At 45.8% G+C, this 26227-nt stretch carries 21 protein-coding genes; 4 read left to right on the forward strand and 17 right to left on the reverse strand.

The window, feature by feature from the left end:
• Position 1 precedes the first annotated feature (1 nt).
• The 3 genes from LJ707_RS09580 to LJ707_RS09590 all read left to right on the forward strand — a co-directional run bounded on the left by LJ707_RS09580 (position 2) and on the right by LJ707_RS09590 (position 2937).
• Positions 2-976: an ankyrin repeat domain-containing protein gene (locus LJ707_RS09580; RefSeq protein ID WP_228950588.1), complete on the forward strand. Its 975-nt coding sequence runs from the start codon at positions 2-4 to the stop codon at positions 974-976.
• An 84-nt stretch (positions 977-1060) separates the two neighbouring features.
• Complete coding sequence (locus tag LJ707_RS09585; protein WP_228950589.1) at positions 1061-2005, forward strand: AraC family transcriptional regulator; 945 nt, start codon at positions 1061-1063, stop codon at positions 2003-2005.
• Positions 2006-2091: 86 nt separating this feature from the next.
• Positions 2092-2937 carry an SDR family NAD(P)-dependent oxidoreductase gene (locus tag LJ707_RS09590; RefSeq protein ID WP_228950590.1) on the forward strand — a complete coding sequence of 282 codons (846 nt, stop codon included), beginning with the start codon at positions 2092-2094 and terminating at the stop codon, positions 2935-2937.
• Between the two features lie 60 nt (positions 2938-2997).
• Here LJ707_RS09590 and LJ707_RS09595 read toward each other — a convergent pair whose 3' ends face one another.
• The 11 genes from LJ707_RS09595 to LJ707_RS09640 all read right to left on the reverse strand — a co-directional run bounded on the left by LJ707_RS09595 (position 2998) and on the right by LJ707_RS09640 (position 15020).
• Positions 2998-4746: an ATP-binding protein gene (locus LJ707_RS09595; RefSeq protein ID WP_228950591.1), complete on the reverse strand. Its 1749-nt coding sequence runs from the start codon at positions 4744-4746 to the stop codon at positions 2998-3000.
• A complete protein-coding gene (locus LJ707_RS09600) occupies positions 4743-5879 on the reverse strand; it encodes a sensor protein KdpD (protein WP_228950592.1) in 1137 nt (378 codons plus the stop codon). The genes LJ707_RS09595 and LJ707_RS09600 overlap by 4 nt, the downstream gene beginning before the upstream one ends.
• 73 nt (positions 5880-5952) lie before the next feature.
• Entirely contained in the window at positions 5953-7035 is a 1083-nt protein-coding gene (locus LJ707_RS09605; protein WP_228950593.1) for a porin, read from the reverse strand.
• Between the two features lie 73 nt (positions 7036-7108).
• Positions 7109-7666, reverse strand: a complete 558-nt coding sequence (locus LJ707_RS09610) for a K(+)-transporting ATPase subunit C (RefSeq protein ID WP_228950594.1) — start codon at positions 7664-7666, stop codon at positions 7109-7111.
• 92 nt (positions 7667-7758) lie between these two features.
• Positions 7759-9792 carry a potassium-transporting ATPase subunit KdpB gene (gene kdpB, locus LJ707_RS09615; RefSeq protein ID WP_228950595.1) on the reverse strand — a complete coding sequence of 678 codons (2034 nt, stop codon included), beginning with the start codon at positions 9790-9792 and terminating at the stop codon, positions 7759-7761.
• 94 nt (positions 9793-9886) lie between these two features.
• Complete coding sequence (gene kdpA, locus LJ707_RS09620) at positions 9887-11602, reverse strand: potassium-transporting ATPase subunit KdpA (RefSeq protein WP_228950596.1); 1716 nt, start codon at positions 11600-11602, stop codon at positions 9887-9889.
• 10 nt (positions 11603-11612) lie between these two features.
• On the reverse strand, positions 11613-11690 hold the full coding sequence (kdpF, locus tag LJ707_RS20420; RefSeq protein ID WP_157540818.1) for a K(+)-transporting ATPase subunit F: 78 nt from the start codon (positions 11688-11690) through the stop codon (positions 11613-11615).
• A gap of 314 nt (positions 11691-12004) precedes the next feature.
• Positions 12005-12622, reverse strand: a complete 618-nt coding sequence (gene bioD, locus LJ707_RS09625) for a dethiobiotin synthase (protein WP_228950597.1) — start codon at positions 12620-12622, stop codon at positions 12005-12007.
• Complete coding sequence (locus LJ707_RS09630; RefSeq protein WP_228950598.1) at positions 12612-13742, reverse strand: 8-amino-7-oxononanoate synthase; 1131 nt, start codon at positions 13740-13742, stop codon at positions 12612-12614. The genes bioD and LJ707_RS09630 overlap by 11 nt, the downstream gene beginning before the upstream one ends.
• A gap of 75 nt (positions 13743-13817) precedes the next feature.
• Positions 13818-14177, reverse strand: a complete 360-nt coding sequence (locus tag LJ707_RS09635) for a Spy/CpxP family protein refolding chaperone (RefSeq protein ID WP_228950599.1) — start codon at positions 14175-14177, stop codon at positions 13818-13820.
• A 69-nt stretch (positions 14178-14246) separates the two neighbouring features.
• Positions 14247-15020 carry a LexA family transcriptional regulator gene (locus LJ707_RS09640; protein ID WP_228950600.1) on the reverse strand — a complete coding sequence of 258 codons (774 nt, stop codon included), beginning with the start codon at positions 15018-15020 and terminating at the stop codon, positions 14247-14249.
• 82 nt (positions 15021-15102) lie between these two features.
• Between LJ707_RS09640 and LJ707_RS09645 the strand changes: the two genes are divergently transcribed.
• Positions 15103-15459, forward strand: coding sequence for a GIY-YIG nuclease family protein (locus LJ707_RS09645; protein WP_228950601.1), 357 nt, complete (start codon positions 15103-15105; stop codon positions 15457-15459).
• Positions 15460-15473: 14 nt separating this feature from the next.
• Here the strand turns inward: LJ707_RS09645 and LJ707_RS09650 are convergent, their stop codons facing one another.
• From LJ707_RS09650 to LJ707_RS09675, 6 genes are all read right to left on the reverse strand, one after another.
• Positions 15474-16055, reverse strand: a complete 582-nt coding sequence (locus LJ707_RS09650) for a fasciclin domain-containing protein (protein ID WP_228950602.1) — start codon at positions 16053-16055, stop codon at positions 15474-15476.
• Positions 16056-16084: 29 nt separating this feature from the next.
• On the reverse strand, positions 16085-19306 hold the full coding sequence (locus LJ707_RS09655; RefSeq protein ID WP_228950603.1) for a DPP IV N-terminal domain-containing protein: 3222 nt from the start codon (positions 19304-19306) through the stop codon (positions 16085-16087).
• 64 nt (positions 19307-19370) lie between these two features.
• Positions 19371-21698, reverse strand: a complete 2328-nt coding sequence (locus LJ707_RS09660; protein ID WP_228950604.1) for a penicillin-binding protein 1A — start codon at positions 21696-21698, stop codon at positions 19371-19373.
• 92 nt (positions 21699-21790) lie between these two features.
• Entirely contained in the window at positions 21791-24034 is a 2244-nt protein-coding gene (locus tag LJ707_RS09665) for a glycoside hydrolase domain-containing protein (RefSeq protein WP_228950605.1), read from the reverse strand.
• A 115-nt stretch (positions 24035-24149) separates the two neighbouring features.
• Positions 24150-24926, reverse strand: a complete 777-nt coding sequence (locus LJ707_RS09670) for an amidohydrolase (protein WP_228950606.1) — start codon at positions 24924-24926, stop codon at positions 24150-24152.
• 57 nt (positions 24927-24983) lie between these two features.
• Positions 24984-26129, reverse strand: a complete 1146-nt coding sequence (locus LJ707_RS09675; protein ID WP_228950607.1) for a methionine aminotransferase — start codon at positions 26127-26129, stop codon at positions 24984-24986.
• Positions 26130-26227: the final 98 nt, after the last annotated feature.

Below are 26227 nucleotides of genomic sequence, written 5' to 3' on the forward strand. Positions count from 1 at the left end.
TATGGACAACATGTTTTTAAACGCGTGTAAAAACGCGCAAAAAGGAATAGTGCAGGCTTTCCTTAAAAAAGGGGGCATCAACCTTGATAAGCGCGACGGCATGGGCAATACGCCCTTGTACTACGTGAGCGCAAAAGGCGCTAAGGATATTGTGAAGATGCTGATCGATGCCGGTGCCGATGTTAACCAGGCCAATAACGTTAGCGAAACACCCATGCACTGCGCCGCCCGAATTGGCAGCAAGGATATTATTAAGCAACTGGCCGATGCCGGTGCCGATGTAAACACGAGCAATAACAGCGGCCAAACACCGCTATTTTATGCCGTATTGGGCATGAAGACAGAAACCGCGCTCTACCTGATCTCCCTGGGCGCCGATACCACAGTTAAGGATAATGCAGGTTATAACGTACTCGACCATGCTACGGCCAACGGTATGCGCGATCTGATAGCGGCCATATCATCGGGTAGTGAGGGGCAAAAGGATGATCATGGCAACACGCCGCTGCACCAGGCGGTGTACAACAACCAAAGCGAAACCGTGCGAGCCCTTTTAGCGAAAGATGCATCGGGCATAAATGAACTGAATAATGCCGGTGTTACTCCGCTGATATTGGCAGTGAATAACTCAAACATGCACCTGGCCGAACTGCTGATAAAGCATGGTGCCAATGTAAACCTGAATGTACTCAACGGTAACTCGGTATTGCATTACGCGGCGGGTATAGGCAATCATCACCTGGGTAAACTGCTGCTAAATTCGGGCGCTGATGTAAACGGCCGTAACAGTTTTAGCGAAACTCCGCTGATAGTTGCTGCCCAGTGCGGGTTTAATGATTTTACTGCCATGCTGATAGAAAACAGCGCGGATGTTAACGCTGTTGATAACAACGGCAACAGCGCCATGCACTTTGTTACCGAGCGTGGGTATACCGAAATTGTTGAACAACTGCTGATGGCGGGTGCCGAAAATTAAGGCATCCTGATAGTTAAGAATTGAATAGCGCATACGGTGGTATGCGCTATTTTTGCTTACCTTCAAAATAAATACATTTGCTTTATGGATGGATCAATGATACCACGGATGGAGCTTGAAAAGTTTGCGCACGATGAGTACAAGGTGCCGCTGCTTAACCTGGAACATTATCCGCTTGATTCAAAATATTTTGTTATTCAAAACCGGGATAACTACCCGGTTAAGGATTATATATCGCCGCACCGGCGTAAGTTTTACAAGATATTCCACATGACGGCCGGAACGGGCATACTCACCATCGGGCTGCACCGTTACGAGATGGGACCGAATGAGATAGCCTTTCTTCACCCGGACGAGATCATGTCATGGCAAACCACATCAGCCAAAACAGGCGGCCATTTTTGTTTGATACACCCGGCATACTTTGAACTTGAGGCCGACCATGTGCTGCACCTGCTACGCCAGTACCCGTATTTTAAACCGGTAAATTGTGTTGTTCAGTTAACCGAAGTGCAATCGGCCAACATTAACAGCTATTTTGAGGTGATGCTGAACGAGGAGCGGGGTAGCAATGAGGATAAAAAGCAGGCTATATTGCTGCAATTGCAAATGCTCTTGCTTGAAAGCCAGCGTGCCGGGCGTACACGCTCCGAAACACCGGTAACCGAGGGGTATGGCTATATCTATCGGTTCCTGTCGCTGTTGGAGTCAGCCTTCAGGGTACAGCAGCGTGATAGCATCGTGAAGCTGAAAACTGCCGCCGAGTTTGCCGATGAATTGCATGTGCACCCCAACTACCTTAATTCGCTGGTTAAAAGCCACACCGGCAAAACCCTGCGCGAACATATACAGGACAGGCTGCTATACGAAGCTAAATCATTACTGGTACAAACCGATTGGGACATCAGCGAAATAAGCGATGGTCTGGGGTTCTCCGGCCAGGCAGCGTTCACCTCATTTTTCAGGAAGAAGGCTAATCTGTCGCCGTCAGTGTTCAGGAAAAGTACGCTTTCACCCGCCAATATTTGAAACTCGCAAATATCCCTATGATTTGAATAAGTGCTTGCCGGGCCATTGTAGCCACCTTTGTATCATACAATTAAATAATCATTGTCATGAAAACACAAAAAGTATGGTTCGTTACAGGAGCTTCAAAAGGTTTAGGTTTAACACTTGTAAAACGTTTGCTTAAAGAGGGCTATAAGGTAGCCGCTACATCACGCGATGCCGCGGCGCTGAGCGAAGAAGTAGGTTATACCGGCGCTGATTTTTTACCCCTGCAAATGGATATCGCCAATAACGACAGCGTGGCCAAAACCATTGCTCAGATTATAGCTACCCTTGGTGGTATTGATGTTGTGGTAAACAATGCCGGTTATGGCCAGTTAGGTACATTGGAAGAATTGAGCGATACCGAAGCCCGTCAAAATTTTGATGTTAATGTATTCGGCTCGTTAAATGTTATCCGTAACGTAATGCCTCATTTCCGCGAGAAAAAGTCAGGCGCATTCTTCAATATTTCATCTATCGCGGGCTTTTTAGGTACCTTCCCGGGGTGGGGCGTTTATAATGCCACCAAGTTTGCTGTGGCCGGTTTTACCGAGGCATTATCGGCGGAGGTAAAATCAATGGGCATAAGTGCCACCATTGTTTACCCCGGATATTTTAAAACCAATTTTCTGCTGCAAGGCTCGCTGCGCACCGCTGCCAGCCCGATCGCTGATTACAAAGAGGCTCGCGATTTGGAAGTGATCCACAACGAGCAGATCATCGGCAATCAGCCCGGCGATCCTGAAAATGCCGCAGCCGCGTTCATCAAAGTAGCCGAAATGGAGAACCGTCCGTTGCATTTGTTCTTAGGGTCTGATTCATTTGCCATGGCTAACAGCAAGATCGAGGCCGTTCAGCATGACCTGGCTGCTTTTGAAAGCATCAGCAAATCAACTGATTTTCAAAAGTAATAACAGCCCTGTAAGCAACTGATACAAGGCGGCAGACTGTGATGGTCTGCCGCCTTTTTTTTAAACCGCCGGTAGCAAAAAGTAAAACCGGCTGCCCTCGCCCAAAGCGCTTTCCAAACCAATCCGGCCTTGCTGCACTTCAATAAAATCCTTTGAAATGGCCAGCCCCAAACCGGAGCCGGACTTGTTCTGTCCGTCGGTAGGCACCTGGAAGTAGCGGTCGAACAAGCGTTTCTGAAACTGCTCGTCAATCCCCTTGCCCATATCTTTTACCGAAAATTCAACCCATTGCCCGTGTTTAGTTACCCTGATAATAACCTTTGATTTCTCCGGACTATACCGCAGCGCGTTCGACAGAAAGTTGACCAGCACCCATGCGGTCTTTTCCATATCAACACGTACTTTTGGCAGGTTATCATCTGTCAACACTTCCAGCGCCACACCTTTTTGCCCGGCCTGGAATTTTACTGAATCTATAGCGTAATCCACTATCTGCGCCGGTTCGGCAGGTACAAAGTTGAGTTGTATGTTACCTGTTTCAACCTGCGAGAGTTCAAGCAATTCGCTGGTTATTTTAAGCAGGCGGTTGGTGTCTTCCTCAATATGATGTACCAGTTGGCGCTGCTCCTCATTCACAGGGCCTATACGCTGATCGTTTAATAATTTAAGGCTTAGCCTGATAGATGATATAGGCGTTTTCAACTCGTGCGATATGGTAGCGATAAAATTGGTTTTAGCCTCGTCGCGCTCCTTAAACTCCGTTATGTTTTCGAGGATGTATACTTTACCTGCCGGGGTGTTAGCCAGGTTAATGCCGTCGGTTACCGCGGGCTTCATATTCGGTACGCTTATCTCCCGGGTTTGCAACTGAAAGTGCGACTCCTTGCCATCAACCACAATTTTAAAGGGTTTGGCTTTTACCTGCTCATCGATGATGGATCGCATCAGGTCATTTTGCCGGGTAAGTTCGCTGATGAGTTTTCCTTCCGGACGATCATCATACAAACTCAAAATATTTTTAGCCGCGGTATTGATGAATAGTATCTCCTGCTTTTCATTCACCCCGATAATGGCATCCTGCATCTGCTCAATGATAGCCTCAATGCGTCGCTTTTCAGAGAGTACTGTGGCCAGGTTACTGTTCTCCCAATCGCGAAGGCGGGTGGCCATGTTGTTAAACGCCTGGGCAACATCAGCAAATTCATCATCCTGCCTGAAACCCAGCCGGGTAGCATAATTTTTCCGGCTGATCTCGGATATACCTTCCTGCAACTTGCGCAATGGCCCCGATATGAATCCCGGAAAATTCACGCTAAAGCTGAATAATATTAAAAAGGTAATGGTACCCGCAAAGCCTAACAAAACAGTTGTTTTTTGTACTGATGCCTGGGCGGCGGCGTGCTTGCGCACAATGGCACGCATATTTACATCCTCAATATCCATCAGGATGGCGCGTATCTGCCTTTCCGTAGCATCCAGTTGTATGGTTGCTTTACCGGATGTGATTTTATTAAACGCGGCAGTTAGGCGCTCCACGGCTTCCCGTTCGCCGGTTTCGGTAATGTTGTTTTTTTCCTTTAACAGCGATTGGCTGAATTTATCTGCCGATGCTTTATTAAGCGGGAGGGATTGCTCATCTAAAACACGGCGCATCTCGCGGATGTAGCGCAGGGTTTCATAGTTATCTTTTAATATCACCTGCGAGCTTTTGGCTATCTCGTTGATGTAGAATAACGAAAGCGCTCCGAAAAATATCACTACGGCAAACAAAAAGCCGAAGCCCAGCCGTAATTTGGTTTTTATCTTCATGATAGTATAACTAAGTCGGTTTCAGTAGTGGCTATCTTGTTCAGCAATTGGTTAAACACGGTGGTGCGCCATATCACCTGGAAAAGGCTGAGGTGAGGTTTGCCAATGCAAATGGTAGTGATCTCTCGTTCTTCAGCCACCTGCATAATGGTTTGGGTTATCTGGTCGCTTTTTATTTTCATCAGTTCAGCCCCCAGTTGGGTAGCCAGGTTAAAGTTGTTTATAAGGTGGCGTTGTTTATCCAGTTTAATACGCTCCATGCTTTCGCTGCTGCTTTGCACGTATAACACTATCCACGGCGAGCGGTAGTAGGATGCCAGCCTTGCCGTTTTACGTATCACTACCTTAGCGGTTTCATGGTTTGATGATATGCAGGCTAAAAACCGCTCCGGCCGCAATTTGATTTGCTTGGGTACCTCAATATCTATCTTCCTCTCCAGGTGGTGGGCAACCTCCTTCAACGCCAGCTCCCGCAGTTGCAATATCTTATCACTCCTGAAAAAGTTTTGCAGCGCCCGTTCTATTTTGCTCTTATCGTATATTTTACCGGCACGCAGGCGCTCAATCAGTTCATCGGCAGTAAGGTCAATGTTCACTATCTCATCAGCAAGCTCCAAAACTTTGTCGGGTATGCGCTCGGTTATGGCGATGCCGGTTATATCCTCGGCCTCCTCGTTCAGGCTTTCCAGGTGCTGAATGTTTACAGCCGTTATTACGCTGATACCAGCCTCTAATATATCCATCACATCCTGCCAGCGTTTGCTGTTTTTGCTGCCCTCAATATTACTGTGCGCCAACTCATCTACAATAACCACTTCGGGGTGGCGGTTCAGTATTGCCTGCACATCCATTTCATCCAGCTCTTTACCCTTGTAAAAGGTATTACGGCGGGCAATCACCGGCAAGCCGTCCAGCAGGGCATGTGTTTCGGCGCGGTTATGTGTTTCAATGTAACCAATTTGTATATCGATGCCGTTTTTCAGCAGGGCATGGGCCTCCTGTAACATACGGTAGGTTTTGCCCACACCGGCGCTCATGCCAATATATACCTTTAGCTTGCCCCGCCTTGAGCGTTTTACCAGCTCAATAAAGTCTTTTACCGAATTATCGCTATTTCCGTTTGTACCGGCCATACGTGTGTTAACTGTTGTAAAAGTAAGCACCGGCAAGGCATTTTTACCTCACCGGTGCGTAAGTATTATTCTATTAAAACGATACCGCAAAGCTGGCCGTTAGCAGCGAATTATAGTTCACCAGTGCATCCTGCCTTGCAAAAATTTTGTCCTTGCTGTTATATACCTTTCCTTCAAGCCTGATAAGCGCGTTGGCCACCGGTGCATAATCAAAGTTAAGCGAGTAGCCGGTGGTTTTAAACCCGTTTGGTGTGCCGGTGCTTATCAGCATACCATTTTTGTCCTGGTAATATTCTACGCGGCCCGCAATAGCGTATTTACCGGCAAACTGGTAACGAGCAATAGCTACAGGAGAAATGATATGATTATAATCGTTACTGCCCTTGGCGGCTTGCTGTGTGCCATAATCAAACCCGGCGGTTATGCCAAAGGCATTGGTAAGCTGGAATATACCATAAAAGTTATGGTAAAAACGGCGTGTTCTGATCGAATCAGCACCCTCGGTGCCCAGGTAGTTGCTGTAGTTCAGCGTGATCTTGTCGGTTGGTTTGTAGTAAACCTGCACACCACCGGCGGGCTTGCTGTTGCCGTTTTGCCTGTTAATGCGTTGCCAGCCGTTAAGGTATAAACCGGTAAGGGTAAGCTTGCCATTATTAGTGGTGTAAGTCAGTTTAGCGCCCGATTCATAATAAGGCGTATTTTCTGACGATATGTTTCGGGTAAGTACCCAGCAATCTTTTGATATGGCGCTTTCAAACCCAATGTGCGATGCGAAGATACCGCCGTCAACCCACAGGTTCGCCGTTTTTGACAGCTTGATACCGGCGTTGGCTTCAAACACGTTTTTCAGTACGCCCTGCTCTGCCGCAAGGTTAGCATTGGCGTAGGTGCCCGCCATCAGGGCCATATTGGCGCGGATGCTGCCGTTATCATAATTTGCTTTAATAAAACCGAGGTTCAGGTTAGCCTCGTTATGGCGGTTGTGCGAGTAAACAAAGCCGGGGCGGTTATTATCAGCAGGTTTGTTAAAATCAAATCCGTAGTATAATTCTGCGTAGCCGCTTATAGTAAGGTTGCCGGACTTTTTAACCGTGTCCTGAGCTTGTGCGGTTACAACGCTGCCAAACAGACCGGCAGCAATAAGTAAAGTTTTCATGTATAAAAGGTGGAATAAATGCAGGGCAGGTTAAAGCCTGCCTTGCATGGGTATTTGTTTATAGGTAGATGAATTATTTTCTAAGCTGATCGAGCGCTACATTAAGTTTAAGCACGTTCACAGTGGCCGGGCCGAACAGGTGTTTTTCTGTATGCTGATTAACCAGTTGGTTTACTTGCTCCGCATTTAAACCACGGTTTTGTGCCACACGTTTTATTTGTATGGCGGCACCTTCGGGAGAAATGTCCGGGTCAAGGCCACTGCCCGACGCGGTTACCATATCAGCAGGTATATCACCTTTTTTAAGGTAAGGATGATACTTTAGCAGGGTATCCACACGGTCGCTTACCTGTTTCAGATAATCAGGATTGGTAGGGCCTTTGTTTGAGCCTGCCGAACCGGCTGCATTGTAATCAACCGCAGACGGGCGGCCCCAGAAGTATTGAGGCTGATCGAATTTTTGGCCTACGTTGGCATAGCCAACCACCTTGCCATTTACGGTAATGGTTTCGCCATTGCCTTTGCCTGCCGAAAACTTGCTGACAAAGGCAACCAGCAACGGGTATATTACGCAAAGCAATACAGTTAGCACAACGGTTAAGCGTATTGACTGTATGATGTATTTTTTCATTTTGAATGAGATTTGAACTTTATTTTAATATTGTAATCTTCTTATAAAAGCCTCCCCCTCGGGGAGGTTTGGAGGGGTCAGGGGTGTGGGTTTTATATAAACAATCCTATCACCAGGTCAATCAGTTTTATGCCGATGAACGGCGCTATCACACCACCTAATCCGTAGATCAGCAGGTTACGGCGCAGCAACGCGCTGGCACCAATCGGCTTATATTCCACGCCCTTCAGAGCCAGCGGAATAAGCAGCGGGATAATAATGGCGTTGAAAATTACCGCCGATAGTATCGCGCTTTCCGGACTATGCAGCCTCATAATATTGATGCTTTGCAATGCCGGTATGGAAGCAATGAACAATGCCGGAACGATAGCGAAATACTTGGCCACATCATTAGCTATTGAGAATGTGGTCAGCGTGCCGCGGGTAATCAGCAATTGCTTGCCTATCTCTACGATCTCGATCAGCTTGGTTGGGTCATTATCCAGGTCAACCATGTTACCGGCCTCTTTGGCGGCTTGTGTACCGCTGTTCATGGCTACGCCCACATCGGCCTGGGCAAGGGCAGGGGCATCATTTGTACCGTCGCCCATCATGGCTACCAGGCGGCCTTCCTGCTGCTCGTGCTTAATGTAATTCATTTTATCCTCGGGCTTGGCCTCGGCAATAAAATCATCCACACCGGCTTTTTCGGCAATAAATTTGGCGGTAAGCGGGTTGTCGCCGGTTACCATAACGGTTTTGATACCCATTTTGCGCAGTCGCTCAAAACGCTCGGCAATGCCGGTTTTAATAATATCCTGTAATTCAATGGTACCCAGTATGCGGCCATTTTGTGCGACTACAAGCGGTGTACCACCGTTTGATGATACGGTTTTTACTCGCTCTTCCACATCCGCAGGTATTTTGTTGCCTGTACGTTGGGCCAGGTTACGCATAGAATCGAACGCTCCCTTACGAATTTCCAAACCTTCGGGCGTATTGATACCGCTTGAGCGGGTTTCGGCTGTAAACTTGATAAATTCAGAATGCTCAGGCGCTTTAAGAGATATGCTCACTTTGCTTTGTGCCGCCAGCTCAACTATTGATTTACCCTCGGGCGTTTCATCAGCTAATGATGATAGTACAGCCGCTTTAATCAGGTCATCAGGCAATACATCAATAGAGGGCCAAAAGTGAGTAGCCTTACGGTTACCGATGGTAATGGTACCTGTTTTGTCAAGCAGTAGTACGTCAATGTCACCAGCGGTTTCAACCGCACGGCCCGATTTGGTGATCACGTTGGCTCGCAATGCCCTGTCCATGCCGGCAATACCGATAGCCGATAGCAAGCCGCCAATAGTGGTCGGTATCAAACAAACAAACAGCGATATCAGCGCGGCGATAGTGATAGGTGTGTTGGCATAGTTGGCAAAGGGTTTCAGTGTAACGCATACGATAATAAAGATCAGCGTAAAGCTGGCTAATAGGATAGTAAGCGCTATCTCGTTAGGTGTTTTTTGGCGTGATGCACCTTCAACCAGCGCGATCATCTTATCCAAAAAGCTCTCGCCCGGCTCGGTGGTTACAATTACCTTTATCTTGTCAGACAGTACTTTGGTACCACCGGTAACAGACGATTTATCGCCGCCAGCCTCACGGATCACCGGGGCAGACTCACCGGTAATGGCCGATTCATCAATGGTAGCCAAGCCTTCAACTATCTCGCCATCGGTCGGGATGGTGTCGCCCGGCTCACAAACAAACATGTCGCCTTTGCGCAGTTCGTTTGAAGATTTGGTTGTAAGCGAACCATCCTTAGATAAAACTTTGGCGGGAGTTTCCTCGCGGGTTTTACGCAGGCTGTCGGCCTGTGCCTTACCGCGTGCTTCGGCAATGGCCTCGGCAAAGTTGGCAAACAGCAGGGTTAGCAACAGTATGATGAAGATGATGACGTTATAGATGAACGAGCCCTGGTCGGTATACGTAAAGCTGTAAAAGCTCATGTACGCCATAATCAAAGTGCCCACTTCAACAGTAAACATAACCGGGTTGCGCAGCATGGCCTTTGGGTTAAGTTTTATGAATGATTGTTTGAGGGCGGTTTTCACCAGTGCCGGCTCAAATAATTTATTGGATTGTGATTTCATTTTATCTCCTCTAAATCTCCTCAAAGGGAAATTTTAAATATGAATTGAGTTTGTTTTTAATAAGCCTCCCCTTCAGGGGAGGTTTGGTGGGGCCTTATTTCATTGAAAAGTATTCGGCAATAGGGCCAAGGGCCAGCGCCGGGAAGTATGACAGCGCATTAAGCACCAGTATAACAGCCAGTGTCATCAGCCCGAAGGTTACGGTATCTATTTTAAGTGTACCGGCCGATTCAGGTATGTATTTCTTTTTAGCCAGTAAGCCTGCTATAGCCAGCGGACCAATGATCGGCAGGAACCTGCCCAGGATCAGCACAAAGCCGGTAGCTACGTTCCAAAATATGTTATTATCGCCCAAACCCTCAAAGCCTGAACCATTGTTGGCATTAGCCGAAGTAAACTCATACAACATTTCCGAAAAGCCGTGGTGACCGGGGTTATTCAGCCAGTTTGCAGGTTTAACTGCCCAGTCGGCATCGCCATAATTGTTAAACAGGTAGGCTGCTATTGCCGTACCCGCCATGATCAGGAAAGGACTAAGCAAGGTGATGAGCGCGGCTATTTTAACTTCGCGGGCTTCAACCTTGTGGCCCAAAAATTCAGGCGTACGCCCAACCATCAAACCTGAAATAAATACGGCGATGATAAGGTAAATAAAGTAGTTAAGTATACCCACACCGCAACCGCCGAAAAAGCCGTTAATCATCATGCCCAGCAACTGCCATGCACCGGTAAGCGGCATAGTACTGTCGTGCATACCATTAACAGATCCGGTTGATACGATGGTAGTCAGCGTGCTCCAGTAACCGGTAGCTAACGGGCCGATACGGACTTCCTTGCCCTCCATAGCGCCGGTAGCTTGTGTTATACCCATTTTAGTTAAGTTGGAGTTGCCGCTCAGTTCGCTGCTTATGGTTGGTATCATCAACATAAACATGCCCACCGTCATCACGCCAAATATTACCCAGCCCAATTTTTTGCGGCGGATAAAATATCCAAATGCCAATATCATCGCCATTGGGATAATCATTTGTGATATGATTTCCACCATGTTGGTTACATAGCTCGGGTTCTCCAGAGGGTGTGCCGAATTGACACCGTACCAGCCGCCGCCATTGGTACCCAGGTGTTTTATGGCGATCATTTGCGCGGCCGGGCCACGCGATACGTTTACGGTATCGCCTTGTAGGGATATGAATTGATCTTTACCCTCGTAGCTGGCCGTAGTGCCGTTAAAGGCTAATACTATAGCAACTACAAATGATAGTGGTAACAACAAACGGGTTATCGCTTTTACAAAAAACTCCCAAAAATTACCCAGATTGGTAGTGGTTTTATCGCGAAATGCCTTGAATAAACCAACCGCCGCGGCAATACCTGTGGCCGCGCTGGTAAACATCAAAAACATAATGATGATTTGTTGGGTAAGGTAGGTTAACCCGCTCTCGCCCGAGTAGTGCTGCAAATCGCAATTCACCACAAAGCTGATGATGGTGTTAAAAGCAAGGTCAGCCGTCATGCCGGGGTTACCGTCAGGGTTAAACGGTAGTTTATCCTGGTACATCAGCACAAAAAAGCCGTACACCAGCCACAGCAGGTTAATGGTAAGCATGGCCTTTAAAAACTGTTTCCAGTCCATAGGCTCACCCGGCCGTATGCCAGCCAGTTTGAATAGGCCGTTTTCGAGCGGTTTTAAAAAGTCGGTCCAAACATGCTCACCCGCGAACATTTTGGCCAGGTATTTACCCAGCGGTATGGCAATAAGCAGGGTGATTAAAAAAGAGGCGACAACGCCTAAAATTTCAGAGTTCATTTTTTGTCAGTTAAAATTTTTCGGGTTTCAGCAGTACGTAGATCATGTAAATGAATACGGCGATGGAAATAATGAATAATGCGATCATAGTTTTCAGATTTTTTCGAACCAGTCAATTGATTTGTAGAATAGCCACATGCAAAAAATCAGGGCTAACACGAGTAAAATGGGCATCATAGCTTTTTATGTTATTTGAAAGGCTATAGCCAAAGCGGATGCCAGTGGAGATGGGTTTTGTGTAAGTTGTTGTTTATTAATATCTTGTGGTGTATTCGAAAATTCAGGCACAAAAAAACCCTTCCAAAATGGAAGGGTTTTTTTCAAAATGAAAGAATGTCAAAAGGGGATGAAGCTGTTTATCCAGCTCGATTATGCCTCATCAGGTAGATGTATGGTAGACTGTCAAAGGTCAAGATAAGCCCCGGCTTTTGCTATAGCATCCACATCTACAGATGGCAGATGCGGTATATGCCCGAGTAATTTTATTCCGGTATAGCTCAATATAAAATCTTCAGAATACTTATCGGCATCGCCATTAAAAATGATGCCCTCAATACCGATATTATATTGTTTTAGTAAGCATACGGATAGCAGCGTATGGTTAATACTACCCAGATAGTTTTGTGATACCAGGATCACCTTCGCTCCTAAATGTTTGATCAGATCAACAATCAGGCTGCCGGAATTTAACGGAACCATCAGGCCGCCCGCACCCTCAATAACCAGTTGGTTGTTGGTTTGCGGAAGTGTAAATTTATTCAGATCAATGGTAATGCCATCAATATCTGCCGATTTATGTGGCGAATACGGCTGCGTAAGACGGTATGTTTCCGGGTGAAAAGCAGTTAAAGGGTTACTCACCATTGCCTGCACTTTCAGGGTATCACTGTCATCCAGATCGCCGGATTGTATGGGTTTCCAGTAATCAGCTTTCAGCTTTTCAACCACAACTGCGGATGTAATGGTTTTGCCGATGCCTGTGCCAATGCCGGTGATAAATAGGGGTTGCTTATCGCTCATTCAGAAATTTATTTATAGTGTTGGTAAGTAAGGCTATATCGGCTGTGGAGTTGTAACTATGCAAACAGATCCTGATTCGTTCGCTGCCTTGCGGCACGGTCGGGCTCAAAATAGGGCGTACATCAATGCCTGTTTGCTGTAGAGCTGTGGCTATCTGCTTCGCCTTGTGGTTGTTTTTTAAGATGATGCACTGTATAGCACTATCACTCTCAATCAGCAGATAATCCCTATGCTTACTAATATTGTTTTTAAACAGGGCTATATTATTCTGTAATGCAGATATAGCCACATCTGCGCCATTCAAAAACTCATAAGCCATTTTTATGGATGCCACCTGATGAAAGGATGCCGCCGTGGTATAAATAAATGATCGCGCGAAGTTGATCAGGTAATTTCGCAGATCATTGTTACCTAAAATAATAGCCCCGTGGCAGCCTATAGCCTTGCCAAAGGTTATCACCCGCGCAAATACCCGTTCATGCAAACCAAGCTGTTGCACCAAACCTGTTTTATATAAGCCGATGGCATGTGCCTCGTCAACAATAACGGCAGCGTTATAAGCATCTGCCAAATCAAGAATTTCAGCAATAGGCGATGCATCGCCATCCATAGAATAAACACTTTCGATGCCTATATATATGGTGCCTTTTGCTGCCTTGAGTTTATCGGCTAAACTTTGCAGATCGTTATGTTTAAAGGTATAGCGGTTGGCATTGCTCAGCCGCGCGCCGTCAATAATGGAGGCATGGGCAAGCTCATCTAATATAATGGTATCTCCGCGTTGCGGGAGGCAGGAGAACAAGCCGATGTTGGCATCATACCCCGAATTGAATAACAGCCCGGCCTCGGCTTTGTGATAGGCGGCTATACTTGCCTCAAGTTGCTCGGTATAACTCAAATTACCGGCTAACAACCGAGAGCCTGTAGAACCATTGGAGCTTTCAGGATGAGCAGCTATTTCTTCGGCTATCTTTAGTTTCAGTTCAGGTGATTGCGCGAAGCCGAGGTAATCGTTCGAGCAAAAGTCGATCAGGTTGCTCTCCGGTTTCAGGGTACGGTAGTTACCGGCCTGTTGCCTGTCTGCCAATCGTTGCTGAATAATGTGTGCTGCCCGCTTCAAAATAAAAATGTGTTTGGGCAAAAATAAAAAAAGCGGCCGATAGCCGCTTTTGTATTCTTAATTAAATGGCAAGTCTTATTGCGGGCCGCCACCGCCGCCACCCTGGCGCATACGGTTCATGCGTTCCTGCTGTGCTTTATCAAAAGCGGCAGCCTGCTCTGGTGTTAAAACAGCTTTAACCTGCTTGTTGGTTGAATCCATCAGCGGGCGCATTGAGCTGCGGAAATCGCCGCCTGCTTTGCGGATGCTGTCCATTTTGGTGAACTGTGCTTTGTAGATAGCCGTTACCTTAGTGGTTTGGTCATCATTTAATTTTAATTCCGTTTGTAATTGTTTTGCCCTGTCTTCAGGATTAAACCTTCTGCCACCGCCCTGGGCGTGACTAACTGCCGCAATTCCTAAGAACAGGCAGCACATTAACAAAAATTTTTTCATCGTTTTTAAGTTGTGTTACAGATGCTTTGATAAATGTACCGCCAAATAGTTTAGTTGCAGCCGTGTAACTTAATTGTTGCCTTGCAGCTTTGATATAGAGCGTTGCATTTGCGCCATCATGGCGGTCATGCTCTCCATAGTAGGCTCGGGTGTTGGTTGCGGCAACTCGGTTGATATATATCCTTTAGCCTTCCACAGTTCTATTACATCCTCGCCGCTTATTTCGTAAGGCTCGTAGGCCGGATTGTCAGACACCAGCTTCAGCTTTTTATTATCCTTGAATTTATTGCCGATGCGTTTGTACACCACGCCATCATTTTTTGATATCACCACATAGGTTTCGCCGGGCTTTACATCGGCCCAATTATCAACATACTGGCCTATAATAATAGCGCCGGAGGGCAGGGGCAGCATTGAGTCGCCTTTTATCTCGAAAGCGCGGTAAGTACCCTGGTTAAACATGGGCAGGTAGAATTTGGGCAGCTTAGCCACATACTCCGGGTCGGCATAGCCATTAAGGTAACCGGCGCTGGCCTTCATGGGTACCAGCTCAATATTTTCATTGTCATCCTTATCAACCGATATGCTGAGCACCCTTAAATTGGCCGGGTTGCCTTTTGGCTTGGGTGCCCACTTCTCATCAATGGTTTCATTTATAAAATCATCAATGCTGATCTCAAAAAAAGCTGCTATAATTTTTAGCAAATCATATTTCGGTTCGGCACGCTGCTCCTCGTATGCACCCACTAATGATCTTTTTATACCTATCTGATCTGCAAACTGTTGCTGTGTTAAACCTTTCTTTTTTCTGAGAAATTTAATATTTGATGAAATAATTGACATAAAATTTGGATTTACTAAAATTGTTAGTATTTTTATGCTCATAAAATTAGTAATTATTTTTTAAACAGCAAATTTTATTATCATGAAACGCTATATTTATATTATAACCGACCGTAACCGCAACAACTTACACGTAGGCCTTTGTGCTGATTTGCTAAAAACACTGGATTTTTACAAGCAGATGCCGACCCTGTTTTTTGACAGCGCGCAGCAGTTAAGCCGCCTGGTTTATTTTGAGGAGATCAATACAGAGGAGCAGGCCATGGAACGCTTTAAATATGTAAGCACCTTTACCCGCCCGCAAAAAGAGAAGATGATCAGATCAGTAAATAAGGAGTGGATTGACCTGACCATCGGTTTAAATGTAGAGAACAATATGCGTCAAAGGCCGCAAATGCGCCCTGCACTTAGTTCACGCAGATCGGCTGTTACCTTTTAATGTATACAGCCTGGCTATTTAATGTTTAGCGGGATAGGCAAGCTTACAGATAAAGCTGCTGTAAGTGTGTGAAGCACCGCATTGCTGGTCATAATATCATACCTGCTAATGATAGTTTGCAAACCAAAAGCATCGGTAAGTGTAACATTACGGTTGGTGTTTACCTTCGCTAATAATGTGGTCGGCGTTATTGTAGTCAGTTTTGCCTGGCCATTACCCGTATTTATCAACCTTGAAATATCTGCCGAGGTGAGCTTTCCCTGTATTATATATCCTTTAACATAATTAATAAGTGCAGCCTTGTTTTCGGGCTTGCGCAAGGTATCCAATATACCGGCAGGCAAACCTTCAAAAGCCTTGTTTGTAGGTGCCAATACCGTAATGGGCTTAGCGGCGGTTAAAGTACTTTTTAATCCGGCCTGTTCTACCAGGTTAATGAAAACTGAAAAATTGGGTGCGAACTTCAGGTTGTCAAAAGCTGTTTTGTTTGATACCATGATGCTGCCCTCAATACTTTTTGAGGTTACAGGAGCAGTTTGTGCAAATCCCATTTGCGCAGCTACCAGCATCAACACAACCAATATTTTAAAACGCATAAATAAAAAGCTATACATATACCTATTAACTACCAGCCCGGCGTAAAGTTGAAACCAAACACAGGTTTTTTAACATCAGTACGATTAAACGGTATGGCAAAGTATGGCTCAAGTATCAGCGCACCAAATAAATTAACACGTAGTGATATACCTGCGCTTAATGCCGGTACGCGCTGGTTGGTATTATACAGGGGCGTGTTACGATCTTCAATAGTCTGTCCGTTCCCATCTATTACAGGTACACCATTTTCATTCCTTAACACATCGTAACCTACAAAATCGGGCCCTTTCTGAAATTTGATCTGGTTGCCCGAGTTCCAGGCTAAACCGGCATCAAAAAACAGGTTAAGGTCAGTAAATAAAAAGTTTGATTTTATTTGTGCCAGCTTTTCGGGACCGGTAAATGGCAGCCTGATCTCAAAATTAGCCACCGCTATACGGCTGCCCGAAAGCTGGTTAAAGCCAAAGCCATTGCTTGGCAATCTGTCGGCATTGTAAAAGCTTTGCGATTCATAACCACGTATCAAAAACGGATAGCCCACGTATAGCGGGTACAGATTATTTTCACCAAAACGACCGGTTCCATATAAACGTGCTGCAAAGGTAACCGGTGCCACACGTACATATTTACGCAGATCAACAGTAGGGGCAAAGAACTTATAGGTACCGAACACATACTGCGCCTCAATATGGTACCTGAAACCATTTAAAGGTGCCGCAATACCAAAAAACGAGTTATCGCCTATGAGAGCCACGCTTGAGTTAAGGAGCGCGAACGAGTTAAGGTTAAAGCCAAAACCCAGGTTTTCAACTTCGGAGTTCGGGATTTTTTTACGTTCGTAATTGTAGTAGTAAAGCGCCGATGTAGTGGTATCTATTACATAAGTATTACGGTAACGGTCGGTACGGTAAGTGTTGTATGATGCGCCTACACCAAATTGCACACGGTTAATGCGAGAAATAGGGTAAGAGGTAAACAGGTTGATCGCGTCCTCAAAGTTACGGATAACGTAACTGTCTTCATTATAAACCCTTTCCTGGTTGCCGTTGATTTCCTGGGTGCCTACTGATGTATTGTAAAAGCCGAACTGATACGGTATGTGCGATACGCTGATGCCCTTATCCCAGCGGCCTTTTTGATTAATGTAAGCTACTTGAGCGCCAAAATCATAGATCTGCCCGTTAACCGATGCTGCGGCATACAATTGGTTTTGGCCCAATATATCACTGAATATGCCCTGGATACCGCTTGAAAGACCGGTGCCATAAAAGCTGTTCACACCAATACCAATACCGCTGCTGGCCAAAGCATCAAGTTTAAACATTGGCTTGTATGGCGCGCTTTTAATTGAGTCGGTACGCAGGCGAGGGTAAGCCAAAAAGTTGTTGAGGTTAGAGTTGATCAGATCAACACCTACCGAGCGTGGCGGCGGCAGCATACCTGCCGTAAAATCAACTACGCCGCTTTGTACATTTTCTGCCTTAAAGTCGGTAGCCTTGGCGTTATACAAGGTGTATTTTTGGGCACGATAGTAAGAGTAAACAACATCATCATTGTTGGATACACTCAGCGCAGGCGAAAACTCAGTTATACCGCTGATGCCTGTAAAGTAACTGGTCAGTCTATCTGTTTTTCCGGTGGCCAGTTCATAGCTATACAGGTTGCGGAAACCATCCTGGTTTGACAGGAAGTAGATTTTGCTGCCATCAGCCGAGTATTGCGGGTTAAGGTTATTGGCGCCGTCAAAAACTTTAATATCGGTAACTTTACCCGTAACCAGATCAAGCTCAGCCAGGTTGAAAGGAATATCCTGCGCGGTACCTTTATCATAGGTAGTACGGTCACTGCTGAAGATGATCTTTTTGCCATCCTTTGAGTAGCTTGGCTGGTAGTCCGAATATTTATCGTTGGTAAGCTGGGTAACTTTTTTAGTGTCGAAGTTATATGAATACAGATCGCCCTGCCCCTCATACAAACCCTGGAAAACCACATTCTTACCATCCGGCGACCATGACAGGTTACTGAACTGTTCCGCCTTGCCCATCGGTATATTATGCCTCATGCGCCCGCTTGGAATATCAATTACCACCATTTGGTTACGGCCTTTGTTAAACACGCTGAACGCGAACTGCTTACCATCCGGCGACCAGGCGCCTGCCGACTCAATGAAGTTAAATTCATCAATGTGCGTGTTCGATATTTTACTGGTGAGCTTCTTGATGATCTTGCCGGTCTTGGCATCCGCCAAAAAGAGATCGATACTGAACAGATCCTTTGATGACAAAAAGGTAATGTACTTACCATCCGGGCTAACGCTTGGCGCAACGTTCATGTCGCTGCCATTTTTGTTGTCAATCACCTTAAATCCTATGGCTTTTTGCGCGGTATCCTTCAGCATGGGCTTGTAAGTAGCCTCAATAGAGTTTTTCCACAGGGTCGATAGTGTTTTATCATCATACCCAAAGGTGCGCCTGATGCCGTATTGCAAACCAAAACGTGCCGTATTTTTAAAGAAAGGCACAATTACCGTATCGCCGTAAGTTGACCCAATGAACGACCAGAACGCCTCGCCGTAACGGTAAGGGAAATATTTGTTGCTCTCGGTCAGATCTTTTACAGTCGGAATATCCTTGTTCAGGTAAGCATCGCGCATCCACATGGCGGTATAGGCATCCTTTTTACCGATGGACAAGTACTCCGCCATACCCTCTATCATCCATAGCGGTATATTGTTCAGGTTTTCGTAACTGGTTGAATCTTTACCTAACAGAATATGATATTGAAACGCGTGAACCAACTCATGCCCTAACACGTGGCGGGTAGTGTGGTTGGTTTCCATTATAGGCATTACCACACGGTTCTTTAATCCTTCGGTAACACCGCCGGTACCTACGCTTATTTCGCCGTCAATAGCGGTGGTTTGTTGAAAATCGGGGTGATTATTATATAATATAATAGGGTTAGCCCTCAAAAAAGTGTCCCTGAAAACCTGCTGGTGCAGCGTGTACCAAAGCTCATTCTCCTGCGCAAAACGGCGTATCAGGCTATCATTCTTCATGTAATAGTAGATATCAAAGTGCGGCGTTTTATACACCTTGAAATCGAGCTTTTTATAACGTACTTTATTTTGACCGAAGTACTGCGCCTTGCCTTGCTGCGGATTAAGTAATGCTAAAATCAACACACTTAAAAGCGCTAACATGTATCGGGCTGATTTGCCGGTTAAAATGCAGGTGTAAAGTTTGTTCATAAACGCTATGATAGAATGAAGCTAATTTACTGAAATATACAAGGTTTAGTTATAAGCGCAAAAATTATTGGCCGGGTGGCGGTGTTTCGCCGCCATCAGGGTTATCCGGCAAGGTAAGTACAGGGTCTGTCGCGGTTGAATCTGTGCTTACTTCGGTGCTGTCGGTAGCGGCGGTATCAACCCTGATGCGTGGCGACGGGCACATATATTGTTTGGTGATCTTAACCCACGGCTTAGGGAACAGCCCTTCGGTATATCCCGATTTTGGATCGGCGTAAACCATCTCCATAAACTTACCGAATATCGGCAACGCGGTGCGCGAGCCTTCACCTGTTTCAGATGTTTTAAAGTGAACGCTGCGGTCATCGGCACCTACCCAAACACCGGTAACCAGGTCTTTGGTGATGCCCATATACCAGCCGTCCACATAGTCGGATGATGTTCCGGTTTTACCGCCTATCTGGTTATTCTTTTTCCAGAGGTCGTACTCCCAAAGTGCTTGTGATGTACCACCCGGTTCTTCCATACCACCCCTGAACATGTAGAGCATCAGCCAGGCGGTTTCCTCACTGATCACGCGCTCTTTCTTTAGTTCAAATTCCTCAATCACATTACCCTGATGGTCGGTGATGCGGGTTACCAATAATGGGTCGAGCTTTTCACCCTTGTTCAAAAAGGTGCTGTAAGCGCGTACCATTTCGTATACCGATACATCGTTTGACCCTAATGATACCGATGGTACCGATTTCAGATAACTGTCTATACCGCATTTGTGGGCGTACTCAACAACCTTATCCCAACCCACCTGTTCGGTAAGTTGTGCGGTGATGGAGTTTACCGACCGCCCCATAGCCCAGCGTAACGACATTTCGCGGTACGAGAAATTAAAGTCGGCATTATTGGGCGACCATTCCTCGTCCTTTCCTTCATCCTTATAACGGATGGTTACCGGTTTATCAGTAAACTTGTCGCAGGGGGTAAAGCCGTTGTCCAGCGCGGTAAGGTAGGCAAATGGCTTAAAGGTTGAGCCTGCCTGGCGCTTGGCTTGTATAACGTGGTCGTAATTAAAATGCTTATAGTCAATACCGCCTACCCAAACTTTTATTTTTCCGGTGGATGGCTCAAGTGTCATCATGCCGGTATTAAGTATACGGGCGTAATACTTGATAGAGTCGATGCTTGAAAATGTCGTATCCTGGTCGCCTTTCCAGGTAAAAACACGCATCCTTTTCTTGGTGTTAAAGTACTCCTGTATCTTGGTAGTATCTCCGTTATATTTCTTTTTCAGGATGCTGTAGATAGGCAGGCGCTGTTCGGCTTTCAGTATAAAATCTTTTATTTCGTTGCCTTTTGAGTCGCGCCACGGGTTTTGCTTGCCCCACACGTTATTAAACCTGCGCTGTAACGATTTCATCTTATCGGCCACGGCCTCCTCTGCATATTTTTGCAGGCGCGAGTCAATGGTGGTATAGATCTTCAGGCCATCCTCGTAAAGGTTATAATCATTTTCCTTACACCATTTATCCAGCCATTTTTCAACAGCGCGTCGCAGGTACGAATCGCCGTGCGAATCCTGATCTACATAGCTCAGATCAAGTTTCATGGGCGCTTTGCTGTAGCGTTGCTGCTCTGCCTCGCTGATAAAGTTATACTTATGCATCTGCGCCAAAACAATATTACGGCGTTCTGTTGATCTCTCAGGGTTACGGATAGGGTTGTATGTAGAGGTGGCTTTCAGCATCCCGATCAGCGTTGCCGCCTGTGCCGGGTCAACCTTATCGGGCTGTTGGTTAAAATACTTTAAGGTAGCCGTTTTTATACCAAAAGAGTTGTTACCGAAGGGCACCGTGTTAAAGTACATGGTAAGTATTTGCTGCTTGGTATAAAGGTGCTCTATTTTATAAGCGGTAAGCCACTCTTTAAATTTATAGATCACGGTACCCAGGCCCGGTACCCTGCTTAATACACCTCTTGATTTCTTTTTACGGGTGCTGAACAGGTTTTTAGCCAATTGCTGCGTAATGGTGCTGCCCCCCCGGCGATCGCCTTGCGCGGTTGATACCATACTGCTGAAAAATGACAGAAAATCGACACCGCCGTGGCTGTAAAAGCGTGAATCTTCGGTAGCTACAAGCGCATTTATCAGGTTAGGGGAGATGTTTTTATAGTCAACCGGTGAGCGGTTCTCTTTGTAAAATTGACCTATCAGTTTGCCATCTGCCGTATATACCTCTGAACCTACTGACATGGTGGGCGTTTTGATGTCCTCCATATCAGGCGAATAGCCGAACAACCATAAAAAGTTAAGTTCGATGGCGCAGAAAAAGATAATTACAAAATATATAAATATAACAAGATAGCGCAGGACGCGGTACTTTATGCGTTTGAACATTTGGTAAAGATGTAAAATTATGAAGCTAAATCATAACGGGATAACAAAATTTAACAACGTAAACCGGGCATCTAAATTTTATAAAACACAAATTATTTTTGGGCTGATGCTGCTGCCTGCTGTTGTTTTGAGGTGGGTTTTTCCAGATCCTGCATAAAAAGCTTGTTGGCCATAGTGCCGGTAAATACCTCAAAATCTCCGCCTTTGGCAATATCGCTGTAGTTGAGGTATAGTTTATTATAGCCGCTTTTATCAAGGTTCATGCCCTGCAGGTAAAAGTTTTTGCGGGTAATAGCCGTGCCTCCGTTAAGTATTGTAAATTGTTTGTTGTTGGGCAGGCTGATGCCGGCCTTATCAAACTGGGGCAGGCCAATGTAGTATTGCCCGCCGGGCACCAGGCTGTAAAAACCCAAACTATTCATAATATACCAGGCTGATATTTGTCCGTTATAATCATTACCACTTAAACCTGAAGCATCGGGCGCGTAAAGTTGGTTTATGATACGATTAATATAGCTCTGCGTTTTCTGCGGATTATCAGTGAATGCGTACAAATAAGGCATAAAGTTATTGTACAGGTATGCCACGCTGAACTGCCCAGTAAAGCCATCAATATAAGTTGGGTGCTCGGTAAGTGTGCCAAAAAAGCTATCCAGTTTTTCCTCAAAGGCGTCTTTACCGCCCATGGTTTCTAACAGTGCTTCTTCATCATGCGGTACCATAAAAGTGTATTGCCAGCCGTTGCCACGTTCGTAAGCTGCGGTGTCAACAGGTTTAAATGGCTCCCTGAATTTATCACCTGTTTTAGGCTGAAAAAAGCCGGTGGTTTTGTTGAACACATTTTTCCATGATGATGCAAGGCGATAATACTCGGTTGATTCCTGCGGCTTTTTCAACGCTTGCGCCATTTGTGCAGCCAGCCAGTTGTAATAGCTGTAATACAAGGTTTTGCTAATTGATAAAGGCTGATCGGCAGGTATAAAGCCATTTTGTTTTAAACCCTCATTATTCAAAACATCTAATGAAGTTCGTAGCTGTATGTATGCCTTGTCGACATCAAAGCCTTTAATCCCTTTTGCCAGCGCATCCACTATCAATTCGTTAAAAGCAAGGCTTCCGTTTAATTTAGTTGCCTGGTAGCTTTTAATAAAATCGGTAACACGTTTATGGTCGGTAAGCGTAAGTATCTGATAGCGCGTGCCAAATGTGTTTAAGGTGCTTACATCATAATGGGTATAACCTTCGGCTTTAGCTGTTTGGTTATTACCTGTGCTGTAGGTGCCATCGGCATCGCTGGCAATATTGGGGGTAAGCATGGTATGGTACAGCGCGGTGTAAAAGGTGTTCTGCTTCAAGGCGGCAAAATCAGGCAGCTTTACAGTTTTGGGTGATGGCCTGCCATAAGGATTATAGGTAGCAGGGGGCGCTTCTTCAACCCTTGGCACCGGCGGAGCGCCGCCGATAACTTCCATTTTCCCTAATTCGGTAAACCAGGCTGCACGGGCGGCCTTTTGTACTTTACGCAGATCAAAATCGGGCATTTCTGCATCAAGGTTCTTTAATGCCCCGGCGATGCTCACGTGCGACAAGCCGGTACGGATAGCCACCTCTCCCGGATCATCAAACTGAACATACATCTTTACATCGGTACCTGATGCCTTTTTTTGCTCTGTTTGCACAGCGCCGTTTACCGCGATGCCATACGTTTTAAAGGGTTTTGAAAATTTAGCATAGAAGTAAGTTTGGCGCTGGCTCCCGATAGTGCCCGATGTGCGGAAGCCACGTAATTCACGGTCGTTTACTACCTCTATCTCACTGTTCAGCACATCACCACCGTATTGCAGGTCTATAACAATATTGGCTTTAGGGGCCGTCGGGAAATCATATACCTGTAAACCCGCACGTGTAGTAGCGGTTAATTCAGCTTCTATTTTATTATTCAGTTCAACGCTGTAAAACCCTACCGATGCCTTTTCATTCTTTTTTTTAAAGGATATTGCGCGTTTTGTCTGGCTCAGCACAGGCTCGCCTATAACAGGCATAAATAAAATTTCACTGTGTGGCAGGCCGGCAGCATCAGCATAAATAGCGTGGGTAAAGCCATGTATGGTACTATCAGTATATAAGTATCCGTTTTGCATGGCGCCCGTTACAGGGGTAAGTAACACCATGCCATAAGGCGTTGCCGCGCCGGGGTAGGAGTGGCCGCTACCTGCCGTGCCAATAAAGGTGTTTACAAGCGGTGTATAATCCCTTTTTTTTTGTGCCGATGCAGTAATAGTGGCAAATAACAAAATTACCGCTGCTGCCTGTGCACTGCTGTATGTAAACTTCATGGAGGTTATGTAGAAATTACCGTTTATGAACGCAAAATAAGGTGTTTATTTTATTGATACGTAAATAAAAACAGTTTATGCTACATGGGAGGTAAAAAAATCACCCAATAACCAATCAGTTAATGGTAAAGCTATCCGCATCCTTTAAAAAAGGTAACGCGCGGCGTGTTTTCTCCAGTTCAATTGCGGCAATGGTGAAGGTATAAAGGTCTTCTTCATCACGTTTGTAATAGATCACCTTGCCGTTCGGGTCAATACAGGTTGAATCTCCGGAGTGGTAAACCTCGTTGCCATCATGCCCTACACGGTTTACGGCTACCACATAACTTTGATTTTCTACCGCACGTGCCGGTATCAGCGTACGCCAGTGCAAGGCCCGGCGCTCGGGCCAGTTGGCTACAATCAGCAGCAAGTCATACTCGCCGTTTACATTACGCTGCCACACCGGGAAACGCAGGTCATAGCATATCATGGGGCAAATATTCCAGCCTTTAAGGTCAACAATAAGGCGTTTGCTGCCCGCGGTAAACTTTTCGTGCTCTTTGCCCAGGGCAAATAAGTGGCGCTTATCATAATGCTCATGGCTGCCATCGGGGCGCATCCATACCAGGCGGTTATAGTATTTGTTGTTTTCTTTAATAATCAGACTGCCGGTTACCACACAATCGTATTTTTTTGCAGTGGCGGCCATCCACTGTACGGTTTTGCCATCCATTTCCTCTGCCAATGGCTCAACATTCATCGTAAACCCGGTGTTGAACATTTCGGGCAGAATGATCAGATCTGTTTTTTCACGGATGTTTGATAATCGCAAACTAATGTTCTGCAAGTTCTTATCGGCATTTTCCCAGAACAGGTATCCCTGGAAAACAGTAATTTTCAGATTATCCATAGGCAGGTACAGTTTAACCGCAAGGGTTAAATATTATCGCAATGTGTTAAAATTTATTTAAACTTTAATTAACCTATCAACGGCTTTATCTAAAGTTTCTTGTGTTTTGGCAAAACAAAAGCGTATCACCTTATAGTCTGTACCCTTGCTGTAAAAGGCCGATGTGGGTATGGCAGCCACGCCAAATTCCCTGGTCAGGCGTATCACAAAATCGGTGTCCTTTTCATCGATGATGTTGCTGTACAGCACTGATTGAAAGTACGATCCATGGCAGGGCAGCAGTTCAAACCGGCTTTGCGCAAGCCCGGCCCTGAAATGGTCGCGCTTTTGTTGAAAAAAGCCGGGCAGGTAATTGTAATGCGCCTCATTTTTTAAATACTCAGCCGCCGCGTATTGCATTGGCGTGTTTACGCTGAATACTAAAAACTGGTGTATCTTCCTGAATTCACGCGTAAGGTAAGCCGGGGCAATGCAATAGCCCAGCTTCCAGCCGGTAACATGGAAGGTTTTGCCCAGCGATGCGATGATAAAGCTACGGTCGCGCAGTTCGGCATAACGGGCCATGCTATGGTGTGTTTGATCGTCAAATATCAGGTGCTCATACACCTCATCGCTCAAAATAAAAATATCCCTGTTGCTGATGATGCTGATGAGTTGGTCAATATCATCCTTTTGCAAAATGGTAGCCGTAGGGTTATGCGGCGAGTTCAGGATGATCATCCGCGTGCGGTTGCTGATCAGCCTTTTAACCATTTCCCAATCAATGCGGTAATCGGGCGGTTCAAGTTGCAGTGATTTTACCAGGCCACCCATCATGCGTACAGCCGGAGCATAAGCATCATATGCGGGTTCAAAAATAATCACCTCGTCGTTCGGGTTTACTACGGTGCTTATAGCGGTGTAAATAGCTTGTGTACCACCTGCTGTAACGGTTATTTCCGTATCCGGATCGTAAACGCCGCCGTACAGCTTTTCAGTTTTGGCGGCAATAACCTCGCGCAGGCTCATTAACCCTGCCATCGGGGCGTATTGATTATGCCCGTTGTGCATGGCCTGGTTAACCAGTTCTTTCAGCTCGGCAGGACAATCATAGTCGGGGAAACCCTGCGACAGGTTGATAGCCCCCAGCTCAGCCGCCAGTGCCGACATGGTAGTAAAAATAGTAGTGCCCGTTTGCGGGAGTTTTGATATTATAGGTATCATCAATGGCTAAAATACCGCAATAACTAAATTAATTACTTAATTGTTGAAAAATAGGGTGTTTATTTTACACTTTGGCCTTATCGATTGTCAGTAAGCAG

The organism is Mucilaginibacter sp. UR6-1, from assembly GCF_020880975.1.
Lineage (GTDB): Bacteria > Bacteroidota > Bacteroidia > Sphingobacteriales > Sphingobacteriaceae > Mucilaginibacter.

Bases quoted from the DNA above. Each gene is read 5' to 3' on its own strand.
- LJ707_RS09580 (WP_228950588.1), top strand. From the start codon at position 2: ATGGACAACATGTTTTTAAACGCGTGTAAAAACGCGCAAAAAGGAATA.
- LJ707_RS09585 (WP_228950589.1), top strand. From the start codon at position 1,061: ATGGATGGATCAATGATACCACGGATGGAGCTTGAAAAGTTTGCGCAC.
- LJ707_RS09590 (WP_228950590.1), top strand. From the start codon at position 2,092: ATGAAAACACAAAAAGTATGGTTCGTTACAGGAGCTTCAAAAGGTTTA.
- LJ707_RS09595 (WP_228950591.1), bottom strand. From the start codon at position 4,746: ATGAAGATAAAAACCAAATTACGGCTGGGCTTCGGCTTTTTGTTTGCC.
- LJ707_RS09600 (WP_228950592.1), bottom strand. From the start codon at position 5,879: ATGGCCGGTACAAACGGAAATAGCGATAATTCGGTAAAAGACTTTATT.
- LJ707_RS09605 (WP_228950593.1), bottom strand. From the start codon at position 7,035: ATGAAAACTTTACTTATTGCTGCCGGTCTGTTTGGCAGCGTTGTAACC.
- LJ707_RS09610 (WP_228950594.1), bottom strand. From the start codon at position 7,666: ATGAAAAAATACATCATACAGTCAATACGCTTAACCGTTGTGCTAACT.
- kdpB (WP_228950595.1), bottom strand. From the start codon at position 9,792: ATGAAATCACAATCCAATAAATTATTTGAGCCGGCACTGGTGAAAACC.
- kdpA (WP_228950596.1), bottom strand. From the start codon at position 11,602: ATGAACTCTGAAATTTTAGGCGTTGTCGCCTCTTTTTTAATCACCCTG.
- kdpF (WP_157540818.1), bottom strand. From the start codon at position 11,690: ATGATCGCATTATTCATTATTTCCATCGCCGTATTCATTTACATGATC.
- bioD (WP_228950597.1), bottom strand. From the start codon at position 12,622: ATGAGCGATAAGCAACCCCTATTTATCACCGGCATTGGCACAGGCATC.
- LJ707_RS09635 (WP_228950599.1), bottom strand. From the start codon at position 14,177: ATGAAAAAATTTTTGTTAATGTGCTGCCTGTTCTTAGGAATTGCGGCA.
- LJ707_RS09640 (WP_228950600.1), bottom strand. From the start codon at position 15,020: ATGTCAATTATTTCATCAAATATTAAATTTCTCAGAAAAAAGAAAGGT.
- LJ707_RS09645 (WP_228950601.1), top strand. From the start codon at position 15,103: ATGAAACGCTATATTTATATTATAACCGACCGTAACCGCAACAACTTA.
- LJ707_RS09650 (WP_228950602.1), bottom strand. From the start codon at position 16,055: ATGCGTTTTAAAATATTGGTTGTGTTGATGCTGGTAGCTGCGCAAATG.
- LJ707_RS09655 (WP_228950603.1), bottom strand. From the start codon at position 19,306: ATGAACAAACTTTACACCTGCATTTTAACCGGCAAATCAGCCCGATAC.
- LJ707_RS09660 (WP_228950604.1), bottom strand. From the start codon at position 21,698: ATGTTCAAACGCATAAAGTACCGCGTCCTGCGCTATCTTGTTATATTT.
- LJ707_RS09665 (WP_228950605.1), bottom strand. From the start codon at position 24,034: ATGAAGTTTACATACAGCAGTGCACAGGCAGCAGCGGTAATTTTGTTA.
- LJ707_RS09670 (WP_228950606.1), bottom strand. From the start codon at position 24,926: ATGGATAATCTGAAAATTACTGTTTTCCAGGGATACCTGTTCTGGGAA.
- LJ707_RS09675 (WP_228950607.1), bottom strand. From the start codon at position 26,129: ATGATACCTATAATATCAAAACTCCCGCAAACGGGCACTACTATTTTT.